This window comes from Sorangium sp. So ce887 (assembly GCF_051521455.1).
In the GTDB taxonomy this organism is placed as follows: Bacteria; Myxococcota_A; Polyangia; order Polyangiales; family Polyangiaceae; genus Sorangium.
In genome coordinates this window covers 7,387,148-7,403,100 of sequence record NZ_CP150354.1, presented here as the reverse complement: position 1 = coordinate 7,403,100, position 15,953 = coordinate 7,387,148, and the positions used below count along the sequence as shown (strand labels likewise).

At 71.9% G+C, this 15,953-nt stretch carries 9 protein-coding genes; 2 read left to right on the top strand and 7 right to left on the bottom strand.

Going from position 1 to position 15,953, the window contains the following annotated elements; translation table 11 throughout:
* Window positions 1-7: 7 nt before the first annotated feature.
* On the top strand, window positions 8-3,883 hold the full coding sequence (locus WMF36_RS27370; RefSeq protein WP_437581969.1) for a protein kinase domain-containing protein: 3,876 nt from the start codon (window positions 8-10) through the stop codon (window positions 3,881-3,883).
* Between the two features lie 51 nt (window positions 3,884-3,934).
* Here WMF36_RS27370 and WMF36_RS27365 read toward each other — a convergent pair whose 3' ends face one another.
* The 7 genes from WMF36_RS27365 to WMF36_RS27335 all read right to left on the bottom strand — a co-directional run bounded on the left by WMF36_RS27365 (window position 3,935) and on the right by WMF36_RS27335 (window position 13,292).
* The gene (locus tag WMF36_RS27365; protein WP_437573710.1) at window positions 3,935-4,558 is read right to left on the bottom strand and encodes a methyltransferase family protein; all 624 of its coding nucleotides are present in this window, start codon (window positions 4,556-4,558) and stop codon (window positions 3,935-3,937) included.
* 48 nt (window positions 4,559-4,606) lie between these two features.
* Window positions 4,607-5,185 (bottom strand): TlpA family protein disulfide reductase, encoded by a 579-nt coding sequence (locus WMF36_RS27360; RefSeq protein WP_437573709.1) that lies wholly within the window; start codon window positions 5,183-5,185, stop codon window positions 4,607-4,609.
* Window positions 5,186-5,188: 3 nt separating this feature from the next.
* A complete protein-coding gene (locus WMF36_RS27355; RefSeq protein ID WP_437573708.1) occupies window positions 5,189-8,323 on the bottom strand; it encodes an efflux RND transporter permease subunit in 3,135 nt (1,044 codons plus the stop codon).
* 9 nt (window positions 8,324-8,332) lie between these two features.
* The gene (locus WMF36_RS27350; RefSeq protein ID WP_437573707.1) at window positions 8,333-9,697 is read right to left on the bottom strand and encodes an efflux RND transporter periplasmic adaptor subunit; all 1,365 of its coding nucleotides are present in this window, start codon (window positions 9,695-9,697) and stop codon (window positions 8,333-8,335) included.
* Between the two features lies 1 nt (window position 9,698).
* On the bottom strand, window positions 9,699-10,022 hold the full coding sequence (locus WMF36_RS27345) for a hypothetical protein (RefSeq protein WP_437573706.1): 324 nt from the start codon (window positions 10,020-10,022) through the stop codon (window positions 9,699-9,701).
* Between the two features lie 277 nt (window positions 10,023-10,299).
* The gene (locus WMF36_RS27340; protein WP_437573705.1) at window positions 10,300-11,091 is read right to left on the bottom strand and encodes an OmpA family protein; all 792 of its coding nucleotides are present in this window, start codon (window positions 11,089-11,091) and stop codon (window positions 10,300-10,302) included.
* Between the two features lie 134 nt (window positions 11,092-11,225).
* Window positions 11,226-13,292, bottom strand: coding sequence for an OmpA family protein (locus tag WMF36_RS27335; protein ID WP_437573704.1), 2,067 nt, complete (start codon window positions 13,290-13,292; stop codon window positions 11,226-11,228).
* Window positions 13,293-13,644: 352 nt separating this feature from the next.
* On the opposite strand from WMF36_RS27335, the gene WMF36_RS27330 reads away from it, so the two are divergent.
* Complete coding sequence (locus WMF36_RS27330; protein WP_437573703.1) at window positions 13,645-15,900, top strand: TIGR04551 family protein; 2,256 nt, start codon at window positions 13,645-13,647, stop codon at window positions 15,898-15,900.
* Window positions 15,901-15,953 lie beyond the last annotated feature (53 nt).

Genomic DNA, 15,953 nt, shown 5'->3' with positions numbered 1-15,953 from the left:
AACGGCGATGCGCGCCGGGGAAGTGGTCGAGGATCGGTTCGAGATCGAGCGGCTCGCCGGCTCCGGCGGGATGGGGGACGTGTACCGCGCGCGCGACCGGCTGTCGGGCGAGGCGATAGCGCTCAAGGTGCTGCAGGGCGCGAGCGCGGACGACCTGCGCCGGTTCGCGCGAGAGGCGGAGGCGCTCGTCACGCTGCGGCTACCGGGGGTCGCGCAGTACGTGGCGCATGGAATGACCGCTGCAGGGCGGCCGTACCTGGCGATGGAGTGGCTCGACGGCGTGACGCTGGAGGAGCGGCTCGCCGAAGGAGCGCTCTCGCTCGCCGAGAGCGCGACGCTGGCGGCGCGGGTGGCGGCGACGCTCGGCGCGGTCCACCGGCTCGGCATCGTTCACCGCGACCTGAAGCCGAGCAACCTGATGCTCGTGGACGGCGCGGTCGAGCGCGCCACGCTGCTCGACTTCGGCATCGCGCGCGACCTCCGGCTCACGCAGAGCCTCACATCACCCGGGGCGGTGCTCGGCACGCCCGGGTACATGGCCCCCGAGCAGGCGCGCGGCGAGTCGTCGATCGACGCCCGGGCCGACGTGTTCGCGCTCGGGTGCGTCCTGTTCCAGTGCCTCGCGGGGCGCCCGCCGTTCCTCGGCAACAGCGCGCTCGCGCTCCTCATGAAGGTGGTCCTGGAAGAGCCGCCGCGGCTCGGGGAGCTCCGCGGCGACGTCCCGGAGCCGATCGAGCGCCTGGTGACGCGGATGCTGGCGAAGGAAGCGGGGGCGCGGCCGCGCGACGGCGCTGCGGTCGCAGCGGAGCTCGCGGCCGCGGCCGGTGATGGGCTCTCCGCCGGAGCGAGCGCGGTCGCGGCGCCGCCCGCGCCGGGCGAAGAGATCACGACGGCGGAGCGCCGGGTCATGTGCGTCCTCCTGGCCGAAGACGGCAGCACCGAGACGGACGCCACGCTCTCGGAGGCCGACGGCGCCGCGCGGGCCGAGGCGCTGCGCCAGGTCGCGGCGCGCCACGGTGGGAGCCTCGATCGACTGCAGTCGCGCTGGCTGCTCATCGCGCTGTCCGGCGCCGAGTCCCCGACAGATCTCGCCACGCGGGCAGCCCACTGCGCCCTTGCGCTGCAAACGGTGCTCGGCGGTGTGCCCCTATCCATCGCGACGGGGCTGACGGAGATCGAGGGGAAGCTGCCGGTCGGCGAGCTGGTCGATCGGGTCGCGCAGCTCATCGCCGGGCGCGACAGCCCGCTGCCCCGGGAGATCCGGCTCGACGACACGACGGCCAGCCTGGTCGCGAGCCGCTTCGAGACGGCGCAGGGGCCCGGAGGGTGCTGGCTTCGCGGCCCGAAGGAGGAGCCGGACACCGTGCCTCGGCTCCTCGGCAAGCCGACGCCGTGCGTGGGGCGAGAGCGCGAGCTGTTGCAGCTCGCGACCGAGTGGCGCCATTGCGTGGACGAGCCCTCCGCGGGCGCCGTGGTCGTCGTGGGCGCCCCGGGCGTCGGCAAGTCGCGCCTCGCCTGGGAGTTCCTCCATGCCCTCAAGGAGCGGAGCGAGGCCGCCGAGGTCTGGATCGGCAGGGCCGATCCCATCGCGGCCGGCTCGGCGTTCGGCCTGCTCGCCCGGGCGCTCCGCCGCGCCCTGGGCCTCCTCGACGGCGAGCCGCTGGAGGCGCGGCGGCGCAAGGTGCTCGCCCGGGTCGAGCGGCTCGATGCATTCCGGAGCAAGGGCCCGCAGGTCGCGGCGTTCCTCGGCGAGCTCGTGGGGGCGGCGTTTCCCGACGAGGGCGACGTGCAGCTCCGTGCGGCGCGCCAGAGCCCGATGCTGATGAGCGACCGCCTCCGCCAGGTGTTCGAGGACTTCGTCCGGGCCGAGTGCCAGCGACAGCCGGTGCTGCTGGTGCTGGAGGACCTGCACTGGGGCGACCTGCCCACGGTGACCCTGGTCGACGCCGCGCTAAGGCACGCCCGGGACCTGCCGTTCTTCGTGCTGGCGCTCGCCCGTCCGGAGGTCGACGAGCTCTTCCCGGCGCTGTGGAGCGAGCGCAACGGTCTCCGGCTCCGCCTTGCGCCGCTGCCCCGTCGCGCAAGCGAGCGGCTCGTGCGCGAGGTGCTCGGCGATGGCATCGGGGATGAGCAGGTGGAAACGCTCCTCGCGCGCGCCGACGGCAATGCGTTCGTGCTGGAGGAGCAGATCCGCGCGGTCGCCGAGGGCAGGAGCGAGGGCATGCCCGAGACGGCGCTGGCGATGGTGCAGGCGCGGCTGGAGGCGCTGGAGGTCGAGGAGCGGCGCGTGCTGCGCGCGGCGAGCGTCTTCGGCGAGACGTTCTGGGAGGGCGGGGTGGCGGCCCTCGTGGGCGGCGCGCCGGTGGCGCCGCGGCTCGCCGAGCTTGTGCGGCGGGAGCTCGTGCAGCGGCGCCGCGAGGGGCGCATTGCGGGCGAGGTCGAGTACGGGTTCCGCCATGCGCTGGTGCGGGAAGCCGCCTACGGCATGCTGACGGAGCGCGACCGGCGCGTCGGGCACGGCCTTGCGGGCGACTGGCTGGATCGGGCCGGCGGCGCGGATGCCATGGCGCAGGCCGAGCACTTCGAGATCGGTGGCGCACCGGCGCGGGCGGCGGATGCGTTCCTGCGCGCGGCCGAGGAGGCGCTTCGCGGCAACGACCTGGCCATGGCGCTGGCGCGAGCCGACCGCGGTATCGGCTGCGGGGCAGCCGGGGACACCGCAGGCAGGCTCCGCCGAGTCCAGGCCGAAGCCCATGTGTGGCGCGGCGATGCCGCCCTCGCGGTGGAGCGAGGCACCGAGGCGATCGAGCGGCTCGAGCGCGGCACGACCGCATGGTTTTTGATCATCGACCAGATGATCATCGCTGCATACAAGCTGGGAGGGCTCGATGACGTCGAGCGATGGACGACCGCGGCGGCGGATGCCCCGGTCGTGGACAACGCTCAGCGCGTCAAGCTCATCTGTCTTGCCGACGGCGCGTCCGGGCTGATCCTGGGTGGGCGTTATGCCGAAGGGAATGCCCTGATCGAGACCGTCGAGCGCGCTCTTGCACGAGCAGAGGACCAGGATATCGAGGTGGGTGCGCACCTCCACCAGGCGCGGTCCTACCTCGCGATGTGCGCTGGTGATCTGGGCGCCGGCGTGAGCGGCCTGGAGGCTGCGGCGCTTGCGTTCGAGCAAGCGGGCGATCATCGCAACGCCTGTAACATGCGCGCGAACCTCGGGGTTGGCTATGCGGAGCTCGGCGACTTCGAGCCGGCGGAGTCGATGCTGCGCGTGGCGCTGGCGGAGGCTGGCCGGTTGCATCTGCATGACATGAGCTTCGCGGTGGAGCTGAACCTTGCGCAGGTCCTCGCGTATCGCGGTCATCTGGCCGAGGCGCGGACGCTCGCCGAGTCCGCTGCGACGCTGAGCGGTCAAGCGGGGGTGGTGCGCACGGAGCTGATTGCTCGTTGTTACCTCGCGAAGATCGCTCTCGCCAGCGGGGGTCTCGGGGTCGCCGAGCGCGAAGCGCGCGCCGCGGTGGCGCTCGCGCCGAGCGCACCGACGTTTGCCGTGCAGGCCTCTGCCGTCCTCGCCCGCGCGCTGCTCGGGCTCGGTCGTACCGACGAGGCGATGCGGGCTGCCGCCGAGGCGAGCTCGCAGCTGTCGGAGCTCGGCACCCTGGAAGGGGGCGAGCCGCTGGTCCGGCTGACGTATGCCGAGGCGCTCGCCGCGAGCGGCAGGCATGCCGAGGCGATGGCCGCCATCGCGTCGGCCAGGACTGCGCTGCTCGCGCGCGCCGAGAAGCTCATCGACCCGACCTGGCGCGAGCGCTTCCTCCGCGACGTTCCGGACAACGCTCGCACGCTCGATCTCGCGCGGCAATGGCTCGGCGGCTGAGCCGTACGTCATGGCTGGAGCGACACCCGGGTTGAGATCGCTCCTCTGCATTCACTGCGAAGGCGACCGGACCCCGACGCCGAGGCCAGGCACAAAGCGCCCTACCTTCGCGCAGTACGCTGCGTAAGCCTCGCCGTGGGCGCCGAGCAGGTACGGCTCTTCGACCCACCGAACCTGCAGCTCTATCGCGAAGACCAGCGCCCCGAACGAGGCGAGCGCAGCGGCGTTCGGGACGATCAGCGCCATCCCGAGCGCGGCCAGCATCATGAAGCTGAAGATGGGGTTCCTCACCACGGCGAACGGCCCTCGGGTCACGAGGCTCGTGCGCTCCGCCTCGCTGACGCCGATGCGCCACGACTCACCCATCGCGCCCTGTGACCACAGCGTGCCGAGCGTACCTGCGATCGTCATGGCCGCGCCGAGCCCGACGACCAGAGCGCCGGGCTCGACAAGCGGCCCTATCCAGCCCGCGAGCTCCCCGAGAGGAGCCGCCACACCGAGCAGGATCGCGATCACGAAGAGCACCCCGCCGACCCACGGCAGCGATCCCGGCGGCCCCGAGATGCCGCGGAAGCCCGTGGATCCGGTCGCACGGCGCTGCCGGAGCGACCGCCACCCGAACGCGAGCGCCATGTAGACGGCGTACAGAGCAAGGGCGAACCAGGGACGAGTCATCGTGAGCTCCAATCTTGCTGTTCAACCGGGTTGCAGGCAGCTGAGCGGTCAGGGTCCTGCTCGCTCCTGTCCCATCAGCAGCGCTTTCGCTTCGGGCGCTCGCCAGTCTCGCGCGCCCGTGAACCGGAGAGCCATCGTGCCGTCCGCCTTCACCAGGAAGGTGTCAGGCAACGTCGAGACCCCGAATTGTCGCTGCACGGCGGGCGATCCGGCCCGCACGACCCCCGGAGGAACCTCGCCCCCGAAGAAGGCGCGCACGACCTCCCAGTTCTCGTCGACGCTCACGGCCACGAGCTGGAGCCTCCCGGCTTGCTCCACCTCTCGGCCAAGCTCCAGCAGCAGCGGGAGCTCAGCGCGGCACGGGGCGCACCAGGTGGCCCAGAAGTGGAGCAGCACGGGCCGGCCGCGCAGGGCGCCCGACCGGAGCAAGGTCCCGTCCGGTTGCTCGAAGGCGGCGTCCGGCACCGGCTGGGCGCCGCTGAGCTGCTCGTACGCAAAGGGACGACCCGGCCGCTCCGCCTCGCGGCGATGCTCCACGGCCCAGTAGATCCCCGCTGCGAGCGCCTGAGCCAGGACCAGGATGCCCGCGGTGGCGGCGATCACGCGGAGGCGGGAGCGCGCGCTCATCGCCTACTCCGCGGCGGGCGACAGGGCCGCGCCCGAGCTCGGCGGGCGATCGGCGGCGCCCGGCTCGCCGGCGGCGCCCGTGCGCAGGCGTCCGCCGGCCACGCTGTAGAGGACCGGCAGAACGAGCAGCGTGAGCAGCGTGGAGGAGATCACGCCGCCGATCACGACCGTCGCGAGCGGGCGTTGCACCTCGGCGCCGACCCCCGTGTTCAGCGCCATCGGCACGAAGCCCAGCGAAGCGACGAGCGCCGTCATCAGGACCGGGCGCAGGCGCCGCTCCGCCGCGAGCTCGATGGCGGCCCGCACCGGCATCCCGGCCGCGGTGAGCTGCCGGATCGTGGAGACGAGCACCATGTCCCCGAGCACCGCGACGCCCGACAGCGCCACGAACCCGACGCCCGCGGAGATGCTGAACGGCAGGCCGCGGAGCCAGAGCGCGACGACGCCGCCGATCGCGGCGAACGGGACGCCCGTGAAGACGCGGACCGCATCGAGGAGCCGCCCGTACGTGAAGTAGAGCAGGAGCAGGATCAGCCCCAGGGCCACGGGCACCACGACGAGCAGGCGTGCCTGTGCCCGCTCGAGGTGCTCGAACTGCCCGCCGAAGCGGACGTAGTAGCCGGGCGGGAGCTCGACCTCCCGATCCAGCCTGGCTCTCGCCTCCTCGACATAGGTGCCCACGTCGCGGCCGCGGACGTTCGCCTGCACAACGATCCGGCGCTTCGCCCACTCGCGGTGGATCGCGGTGGGCCCCTCGGCTGTGCGGATCTTCGCGAGCCGCGCGAGCGGGATGCGCTCCCCGCCGGCCGACGTGACCAGGATGCGGCCGATGGAGGTCGGGTCCTCCCGGTAGCGATCGTCGATGCGCAGCACCACGGGGAAGCGGCGCTCGCCCTCCTGGAGCTGCCCCACCTCCCGCGCGCCGAGCGCCTCGACGACCTCCAGGACATCGGCGGCGGCGATGCCGTGCCGGCCGATGGCGGCGCGGTCGACCTCGATCTCGAGCACGGGCTGGCCTGTGACCTGCTCGGTCACAACGTCCGCGGCGCCGGGGATCTTCTTCAGGACGGCCTCGATCTCGCGCGCCTTCTGCTTCAGCGTGTCGAAGTCGTCGCCGAACAGCTTCACCCCCAGATCGGCCCGGATCCCCGCCACCATCTCGTTGACCCGCATCTCGATCGGCTGCGTGTAGATGACGCGCATGCCCGGCATCCCCGCGAGCTCCGACTCCATCGCCTGCACGAGCTCGTCCTGCGTCGCGGCGCGCTTCCAGGCCTCCCGCGGCCTGAGCGTGATGAACATGTCGGACAGCTCGAGCCCCATGGGATCCGTCGCCACCTCCGCGGTGCCCGTGCGGGTCCAGACGCGCTCGATCTCGTCCGGAAACCTGTCGAGCAGGACCCGCTCCAGCTGGGTCCCGTAGCGGATCGACTCGCCCACCGAGACCCCCGAGAGCCGCACGGTGTTGGCGACGAGGGTGCCCTCGCGGAGCCGCGGCACGAACTCGGCGCCGAGCCGCGTCGCCAGGAAGACCGCGTTGCCGAGGAGCAGCGCCGCGCCGGCGAGCACCGCCCAGCGCCACTGCAGCGCCAGCTGCAGCACGGGCCGGTAGGCCCGCTTCAGCAGGCGAACGAGCGCGTTCTCGCGCGCCTTCATGTGGCGCGGCAAGAGGAGGCTCGCGAGCACCGGCATGAGCGTGAGCGACAGGATCATCGAGCCGACGAGCGCGAAGATCACCGTGAGCGCCATCGGCCGGAACAGCTTCCCCTCCGCCCCCTCGAGGGCGAGGATCGGCAGGTAGACGATCATGATGATGAGCTCGCCGAACATCGTCGGCTTGCGGACCTCGAGCGAGGCGTCGCGCACGACGTCCGTCGTGCTCCGGTCGCCCGGCTCCTCGGAGAGCCGCCGGACCGAGTTCTCGACCATGATCACCGAGCTGTCGACGACGAGGCCGAAGTCGATCGCGCCGAGGCTCATCAGGCTCCCCGCCACGCCGGCGCGCAGCATCAGATCGAAGGCGAACAGCATCGACAGCGGGATGGCCGAGGCCACGATGAGCCCGGCGCGGAGGTTGCCGAGGAAGGCGAAGAGCACCGCGACGACGAGGAGCGCGCCCTCGATCAGGTTCCTCTTCACGGTGCCGAGCACCCGGTCGATGAGCTCGGTGCGGTCGTACACGACGGCGACGTCGACCCCTTCCGGGAGGCTCTTCTTGACCTCCGAGAGGCGCGCCTTGAGCCGCGTCGTGACGTCGTGGCTGTTCTCGCCCATCAGCATGAAGCCGAGGCCGAGCACGACCTCTCTCTGGCCATCCGCGGTGACCGCGCCCCGCCGGATCTCGCGCCCCTCGACCACCTGGGCGACGTCGCGCACCCGGATGGGCGCCCCGCCCCTGGCGGCGACCACGATGTCCTCGATGTCGCTCACGCGCGTGGCGATGCCGATGCCCTGGATCAGGCTCGACTCGCCGGCCTGGTCCAGGCTGCCCCCGCCCACGTTGGCGTTGTTGCGCTCCAGCGCTCCGGACAAGTCGTGGAGCGACAGCCCCCGCCCCGTGAGCTCCGCCGGGTCGACGAGGACCTGGATCTGCCGCTCGTCGCCGCCCCAGGCGTTGACCTCGGCCACGCCGCGCACCGAGCGGAGCTGCGGCGCGATGACCCAGTCGTGGACCGTGCGCAGCTCGCTCAGCGACTTGCCCTTGCCCGTGACCACGTAGTGGAACACCTCGCCGAGCCCCGTGGCGACCGGACCGAGCTCCGGCCGCTCGATCCCCTTCGGCAGCGTCACGGTCTGGAGCCGTTCCATGACGACCTGGCGGGCCAGGTAGATGTCCGTGTCGTCCTCGAACCGGGCCGTGACCTGCGAGAGGCCGAAGCGCGAGAGCGAGCGGACCTCCTCGAGCCTCGGCAGCCCCGAGATCGCCTGCTCGACGGGCGCCGTGATCTGGCGCTCGATCTCGACGGGGGCGAGGGCAGGGGCCACGGTGTTGATCTGCACCTGCACCGGCGTCGTGTCCGGGAAGGCGTCGATCGGCAGGCGGCGGAGCGCGAGGACGCCCGCCAGAGCGAGGCCGATCGAGGCCAGGATCACGAGCAGTCGGTGGCGGAGCGACCACGTGATGACGGCGTTCAGCATGACCGCGCCTCAGTCCTCGCCGCAGCAGCCGGCGCCGATGCTCTCCTTGAGGGTCTCGGTCTTGAGCAGGAAGCTCCCTTCGGTCGCGACCTCCTCGCCCGGGCGCACGCCCTTCTTCACCTCGACGAGGTCACCCTCGGTCGCCCCGATCTCCACCCGCCGCGCCTCGAACTGATCCTCCGCGAGCCGTACGAACACGAGCTTCACCGTCCTCGCGCGCTGCACCGCGGCGCGGGGCACCATGACCGCGGCGCGCGCGGGGGCGAGGATGCGCGCCCGGCCGAACATGTTGGCCCGCAGCGCGCCGCCCGGGTTCTCGAGCGGGACGCGCGCCTTGGCCGTGCGCGTCGCCGGGTCGATGGCCGGCGCCACGTACGTGATCTCCCCTCTGAGCTCGCGCCCCTCGATGCCGTCGACCTCGATGACCACCGGCTGCTTCAGCGAGACGGCCGGAAGGTCGGTCTCGGGGACATCGAGCTCGGCCCACATGCTCGAGACGTCGACCACCTCGAACAGGGTCTCCTCGACCCCGACGAGCCTGCCCACGGTCGCCTTGCGCTGGGTCACGACCCCTGCGAGCGGCGTCGTGAGCGTGTAGCCCCCGCTCCCGCCCGCGCTGGCGCCCACGACGGCCAGGGAGGCCGCGAGCGAGGCGCGCTCGGCGCGGGCGGCGTCGAGCTCCTGCTGCGCGGCGAGGACGCTCTTGCGCGCCGCCAGCCCTTCTTTCTCGAGCTGCTCCTCGCGCATCAGGTGCTCCTCGGCCACCTTGAGGCGCGAGAGCGCGCCGGCCAGCCGCGAGCGATCGGCCCCCACGTCGGCGCTGTCGATGACGGCGAGCGCCGCGCCCTTCTTGACCGCCGAGCCCACGTCCACGTGCAGCTGCCGGACGACCCCCGGAGAGCGGGCGTTGAGCTCCGCCACCTTGAGCGCGTCGTAGACGATCCTGGCGGTGGCGGGGATGCCTCCGCTGCCCTGTCGCTCGACGGCCTTCGCCGTGAGGATGCCGGCGAGCCGGGCCGTGTCCCGGGTCTTGAGCTTGACCTTCGTCCCGTCGGCCGGCGCTCCGTCGCTCGCCACGTCGGCCGCCGGCTTGCCGCCGCGCTCGGGGTGGCAGATGGGACAGATGGACTCCGGCAATTCGTGCTCTTTGCACCAGTCCCCCTTTGCCTGGAAGACCGGGGCGAGCTTCGGATTGCACTTCGTGCAGAGCGCTTCCAGCACGCCGTGCTCCTTGCACATGGCGCCCTCGACGGCCGGCGCCGGCCTGGGCGTCGCCTCGGCCTTCTCCGGCGCCGCGTTGCCGGTCCCCTTGGCCCCGCACCCCGAAAGAGCGGCGAGGAGCAGTGGCCACACAACGTGAAGGCGGCCGTGCATCTCAGCTCTCCTTTGGCGGCCTGACGATTTTCAGGTCGGGGTTGCACTTGAGGCACTGCGACTCGGGCAGCCCGTGCTCCGCGCACCAGTCGCCCGTGGCCTTGAAGGCCGGCGTCAGCTCCGGGTTGCAGCGCGTGCACTGGGACTCGGGCACGCCGTGCTCTCCACACCAGTCCTCGTGGGACCCGGGCTTCACGTCGGCTGGCGCGTGCGCCGCCTGCGTCGGCTCGGGCGCGGCCTTGCCGGCGCTCGGCGCTTCCTTCGAGCACGACGCAGCACCGAGGGCGAAGACGCAGATCACGAGCGGGATGGCACGAATCTTCATGACCCTTTTCTCCTTGTTGTTCGCAACGTCATGGAGCGGACGCGTCTCAGGCATGCCTTCGCTCCCGCGCACCTGAGCGCGTTGAGGTCGCCGGCGTCCGCGGACGCCCGCCACCTCAACGCGTTGTGGTGGATTCAGGAGCCAGGATCTCGAAATCGCCCAGCTTTTTCATGTTGATGTGAGCCGGCTCACGAATTGCCGGCCAGGAACGCCGCCGTGCCGCCCCCGCGGCGACGCGGGGCCCGCGCGTTGCGAGCCCCTGCTCACCCGCCCGCCCTCACTTCGTGGCGAGCTTCGTCAGGTCGAGCATTTCGTCCACATCCGGCATCACGATCAGGTCGCACCGGCGGTTCTTCTGCTTGCCGGCCGGCGTGGCGTTGTTCGCGATGGGGTCGGTGTCCCCGAACCCGGCCGCGCTCCAGTGCCGCGTCGGCAGCTGGCCTTCCCGCCCGATCAGGAACAGCAGCACGGCCCGCGCGCGCATCAGCGACAGCCCCCAGTTGTCGTAGTACGGACCGTTCTTGTACGGCTGGCTGTCCGTGTGCCCGGCGACCTGGTAATCGCGGTCCACAAGCGACTTGTCGCCGCGGATGACGTCCGCGATCTTCTTCAGGATCGCCTGGCCCTCCTTGCTCAGGGTGTCCTTGCCCGAGTCGAACAGGACGTCCCCGGGCAGCGAGATGACCATCCGGTTCCGGCGGACCTGGACCTCCAGGCCGAGCTTGGTCAGCTCCTCGAGCTTCTTCCGGAGCAGGTCGAACCGCGCCTGGATCGCCTCCAGCTGCTTCGCGCGCGCCTTGTACTCCGCCAGGGCCTTGTCGCGGTCCTCCAGCGTCGAGGTCATCTTCGTGATGTCGGCGCCCTGGTCCGCGAGCTGCTTCTCCAGCTCCTCGACGCGCTGCTTCGCCTCGGCGAGCTCCTTCTCGAGGTCCGCCTCCTTCTTCTGGCTCCGGTTCTGGAGGTCGTTGTACTTGGCGAGCTGCGCCTTCCACTCCTGCTCGGAGTGGCCGCAGCCCGCGGCGAACAGCGACGACAGCACGAGGGGTAGCGCAATGAGTGTCCGGTTCATGCTTTCTCCATGGCTCCGTCCCGCGGAGCGGGGTGCCGCGGGCCAGAGCCTCGCTCAGCTCGGGCGAGAGATCCAGAGGGGAGGACGCCGAGCTCCGCCCGTCCGCGCGGCCGTGCGCCGCGGGACAGGAGGGATCAGGGCTTCGGCGGCGGAGGGGCCAGCGGCAGCGGATCCGCAGGCGGCGCTGCCGGCGTCGAGGCGGACGGCGCCGTCGTCGCCGGCGCCGCCGGATCCCCGGGCGCCTGCAGCGGCTTCTTCACCGAGTGCAGGATGGTGAACTCGACGCGCCGGTTCTTCTGGCGCCCCTTGGCGGTCTTGTTGTCGTCGATCGGCTTGTCCGGCCCGTAGCCCCGCGCCACGAGCTGCTTCGGATCGATGCCCTTGCTCGTGAGGTAGGCGACCACGGCCTCGGCGCGCCGCTGCGACAGCGCGCGGTTCAGGTCCGCCGGCCCGGCGTTGTCCGTGTGGCCCGCGACCTCCACCTTGAAGATTTCCGGGTGGAGCATCAGCGCCGACACCACGGCGTCGAGCACAGCGAAGCTCTGCGCGCCCTGGATCTTGTCGTTGTTGAGCGCGAACTCGATCCGCTGGAGGATCTTGATGTCCGCCTCGCCGACCTGCACGAGGCTCGCGCCGCGGTCCGGGCAGCCGTCCAGGTCCTCGACACCGTTCAGGTTTTCGGGCTGCTTCGGGCACTTGTCCTTCTCGTCCGGGATGCCGTCCCCGTCGGTGTCGGGGAGCTCGTCGGGGCAGCCATCCTCGTCCTTGAAGCCGTTCTTGACCTCGGGCTGGTCGACGCACTCGTCCTGCGCGTCGAGCACGCCGTCGCGGTCGTTGTCCGGGTCGGGGCAGCCGTCCTCGTCCTCGAACCCGTCGGTGTCCTCGATCGCGTCGACGCACCTGTCGACCCGATCCGGCACGCCGTCCTCGTCCGTGTCGGGGCAGCCGTAGTGCTCGGGCAGGAGCACGCGGCCCGCCTGATCCGGGCACTTGTCCTGGGCGTCGGCGACCCGATCCTTGTCGCGATCCGCCAGCTCGTCGGGGCAGCCGTCCTTGTCGTCGAACCCGTTGATGACCTCCGCCTTCGCCGGGCAGCGGTCGCTCTCGTCCGGGATGCCGTCCGCGTCGCCGTCGTCCTCGGGGCAGCCGTCCTCGTCGGCGATCCCGTCCCGGTCCTCGGGCAGCGCCGGGCACTGGTCCGCCGCGTCGCCGATCCCGTCGGCGTCGGCGTCGCCGGGCTCGTGCACGAAGAGGATCCCCGCGATGCCGCGCGCGACGGGCACGCCGATCCCCTCGACGATGCCCGCGCCGCCGCCGACCGTGAACACGAGGCCGAGGTCGCGCGGGGCGATCTGGAGCGCGCCGTCGACCTCGAGCGAGTTCGTCCCGCCCCGCGCCTTGAACTGGGTCGCGCCGTACCCCTCGGCGAGCACGCGGAGCGTCGGGTTGATCTGGTAGCCGAGCCCCCCGCCGTAGCGGAATTCGACAGGGCCGACCTCCGTCGTCGCGATCCGCGCCGTCTCGGGGAGCAGCTTGCCGCGCAGGTTGAGCCCGAACGACAGCGGCCCGGCGCTGCCGTCCACGATGAGGCGCAGCCCCGCGGTCACCGGCGACGAGCTGCCGAGGTAGCTCCCCTCGCTCGTCGCGTGCCCGAGCGGGAAGCTCACGTCCGCCGCCGCGCCGAGCACCAGCGGATCCCGCGGCCCGCCGAAGAACCGCACCTTGGCCTCGAGCGTCGGGTCGCCCGCGCCGAACGCCTTCAGCCCCTCCGCGGGCGCCGCGCCGGTCGCGGCGTCGATGCCCTGGCCGCTCGCGTAGGCGACGGGGAAGCGCAGGCCGGCCTGGAGCCACGGCGCCGGCGTGATCGAGGCCAGCAGGTTCCAGGTCAGCAGGTCCGAGATGACCGGCACCTCCCGCTTGTCCCGCGCGTCGGCCGCGGAGCAGTCGGTCGCCGAGACGCAGCGCTCCACGACGAACGGCTCCCGGGCGTAGTCGAACATCAGGCCGGCCGTGACCCCGAGCGACGCCTCCATCCGGGCGCCCTCGACGCTCAGGTAGTTCTTCGAGCCCGGCGCCGGCTCGAACCGCTGCACCGAGAACTCCCCCTCGCGGACCGCCTCCTGCGCGCGCGCCACGCTCGAGGCGAGCCCCACCCCAGCGCCCACGATCGACAGCAGACTCAGCGCTCGCAGCGTTCTCATCTATCCCCTTTCAGACATCTTCCCGGTCGGTGAGCATCCAGCAGCGCACGGCGCCTTGCAGGGCGGGCGTGCGCCGGGACAGCGGCGCTCCGCGCGGACGGTGAGGCGAGTACGGCAGCCGAGACGCGCGGCGGCATCCACCGCTGCGGGTGGATCTTCCCGGATCATGCGCGGATTTCCAAGAGGGCTCAAATAAGCGGCCCCGCGGGTTCCAGAGGTCGGCCCCGAGCGGCGCCTTGACCACACAAGCCGGGCATGAGACATCGGCCCCCGGCCTCCGGGCCACCGAGAGCTCGGAACTTTCAACCTCTTCCTGCGCGCGGGGCGAAAACGCGCGAACGAAACCAAGCAGATGCCCATCTCGTTGCGGTCTCCGGGAACGTCGTGCAGCCCTGGCACCCCTCGCCGTCGCCTCCGGTCGGGCCTCGCGCTCGCGCTCGTGCTGGGCGCGTCCTCCGCGTCCGCCCAGCCGGCGGGCCGGCCGGCCCAGCCGCCGGCGGCCCCAGCGCAGCCGCCTGCCGGCCAGGCGGGCGCTCCTGCTCCGCAGCCCGGCGCCGCCGCAGCCCAGCCCGGCGCCGCGGCCCAGCCCGGTGCAGCGCAGCGTCCCGCGGCCCAGCCCGGCGTGGCTCCGGCGCAGCCCGGCGCCGCGCAGCCCGGCGCGGCTCCGGCGCAGCCCGGCGCGGCGCCGGTCGGCGGCAACGACGTGGAGGCGCTCGAGCCCCCGGCGCCGTCGCGCGAGCCGCTGATGCCGCCGGCCGACACGGCCGCCCCCGCCGCGCCGCAGCCGGCCGGGCCGGAGGCCTCGGAAGGGCCGGCGGCGGCCACGGCCGCCGAGCAGCCGGAGCGGAAGGCGACCCAGGGGGAGATCGGCGCCCGGCCCAGCGAGGTCTACGCCGAGGACTGGTGGTCCCACGCGCGGCCGACGTTCGAGTTCCACGGTTACTACCGGCTCCGGTGGGAGCTCTTCAACAGCTTCGCCCTCGGCCGCGTCGACCCGCGCGACAGGGCGCTCTGGCCGCAGCCGGCCGACAACTCCTACAACGCGACCCACTCGGTCGACGTCTGCAACCCGAGCGAGACCACGAGCGGCGGCTCGCGCACGTTCGAGCCGTGCACGAACGACACCCAGGCCGGCGCGAACATGCGCTTCCGGCTCAACCCCGAGCTGCACGTCAGCGACAACCTGCGGATCCTCTCGCAGGTCGATCTGCTCGACAACGTGGTGCTCGGCTCGACCCCGGAGGGCTACGCGAACCGGCCGGGGGCGAACGGCGGCTACGAGGTCGTCCGCCGGGGCGGGTACTCGCCGCTCGGGGCCTTCGCGGGCACCCAGTGGGCGCCGAGCGCCGGCGTCAACTCCCCCAAGGACTCGATCTCCGTCAAGCGGATCTGGGGCGAGTACATGACCCCCGTGGGGCTCCTGCGCTTCGGCCGCATGCCGAACCACTGGGGCCTCGGCATGGTGGCGAACAGCGGCGATGGGCACGACTCCGATTACCAGTCGACCGTCGATCGGCTGATGTTCGTCACGGGGATCAAGAAATACGACCTCTACTTCGCCGGTGCGTGGGACTGGACCAACGAGGGCGCGACGAGCGCCTCCCTCCAGGACCTGGAGGGCCAGCCCTACGACCTCGCCCAGGCCGATGACGTCGATCAGTACGTGTTCGTCGCCGTCCGCCGCAAGAACCCGGAGCTCCAGAAGCTCGAGCTCGCCCGCGGCAACGCGGTCGTGAACGGCGGCGTCTACTTCGCTTACCGACAGCAGACCCTGGCGAACGACACCACCGGCGGCGCCGACGCCAGCACGTCTGCCTCGCTCGGCGCGAGCGCCGACGACGTCGCGACTGGGTACGTGCACCGGGGTGCGGAGATGATCCTCCCCGACGTGTGGTTCCAGTTCCTCTACAAGAAGTTCCGCTTCGAGCTCGAGGCGGCGATGATCTACGGATCCATCGACCTGCGCGGGCAGGCTGAGGCCGATTACGCGAACGTCCTCTCCGACAAGGACACGGGCTGGGGCGTCCGGCAGTTCGGGATCGCGAGCCAGGCCGAGCTCACCGAGATGGAGGGCCGCCTGCGGCTGCATTTCGGCTTCGGCTACGCGACCGGCGACGACGACGTGCCCTCCCTCAAGCCCGTGGCCGGGGGCATGGACCCCCAGAACTCGACCGATCGCACCTACTCGACCTTCCGTTTCCACCCGGATTACCGCGTCGACCAGATCCTGTTCAGGAACATCCTGTCTCGGGTCCAGGGGGCCTATTATTTCCGCCCCGGCGTGGACTGGGACTTCGCTCGTGACAAGAACGGCCAGCGCGCCGGCATCGGCGCCGCGGCCATCTGGAGCCGCGCCTCGGAGTTCGTGCAGGCGCCCGGGAACTCCAGGGATCTCGGCCTCGAGCTGAACGGCCAGCTGTACTTCCAGTCGAAGGACGGGACGCTCAACGACGATCCGGACAAGATGGGCGGCTTCTACACGGCGGTGCAGTACGGCGTGCTGTTCCCGCTCGGCGGCCTCGGCCAGCTCCCGGGGGAGCAGGCTGTCCAGAAGGTCGACCTCGAGACCGCACAGACCGTGCGCTGGTATCTCGGTATCCTCTTCTGAGTCGACAAGCCGTCCCGGGCTCGTTCGTGGCAGTGTGTCTGGAAATGAGCGCT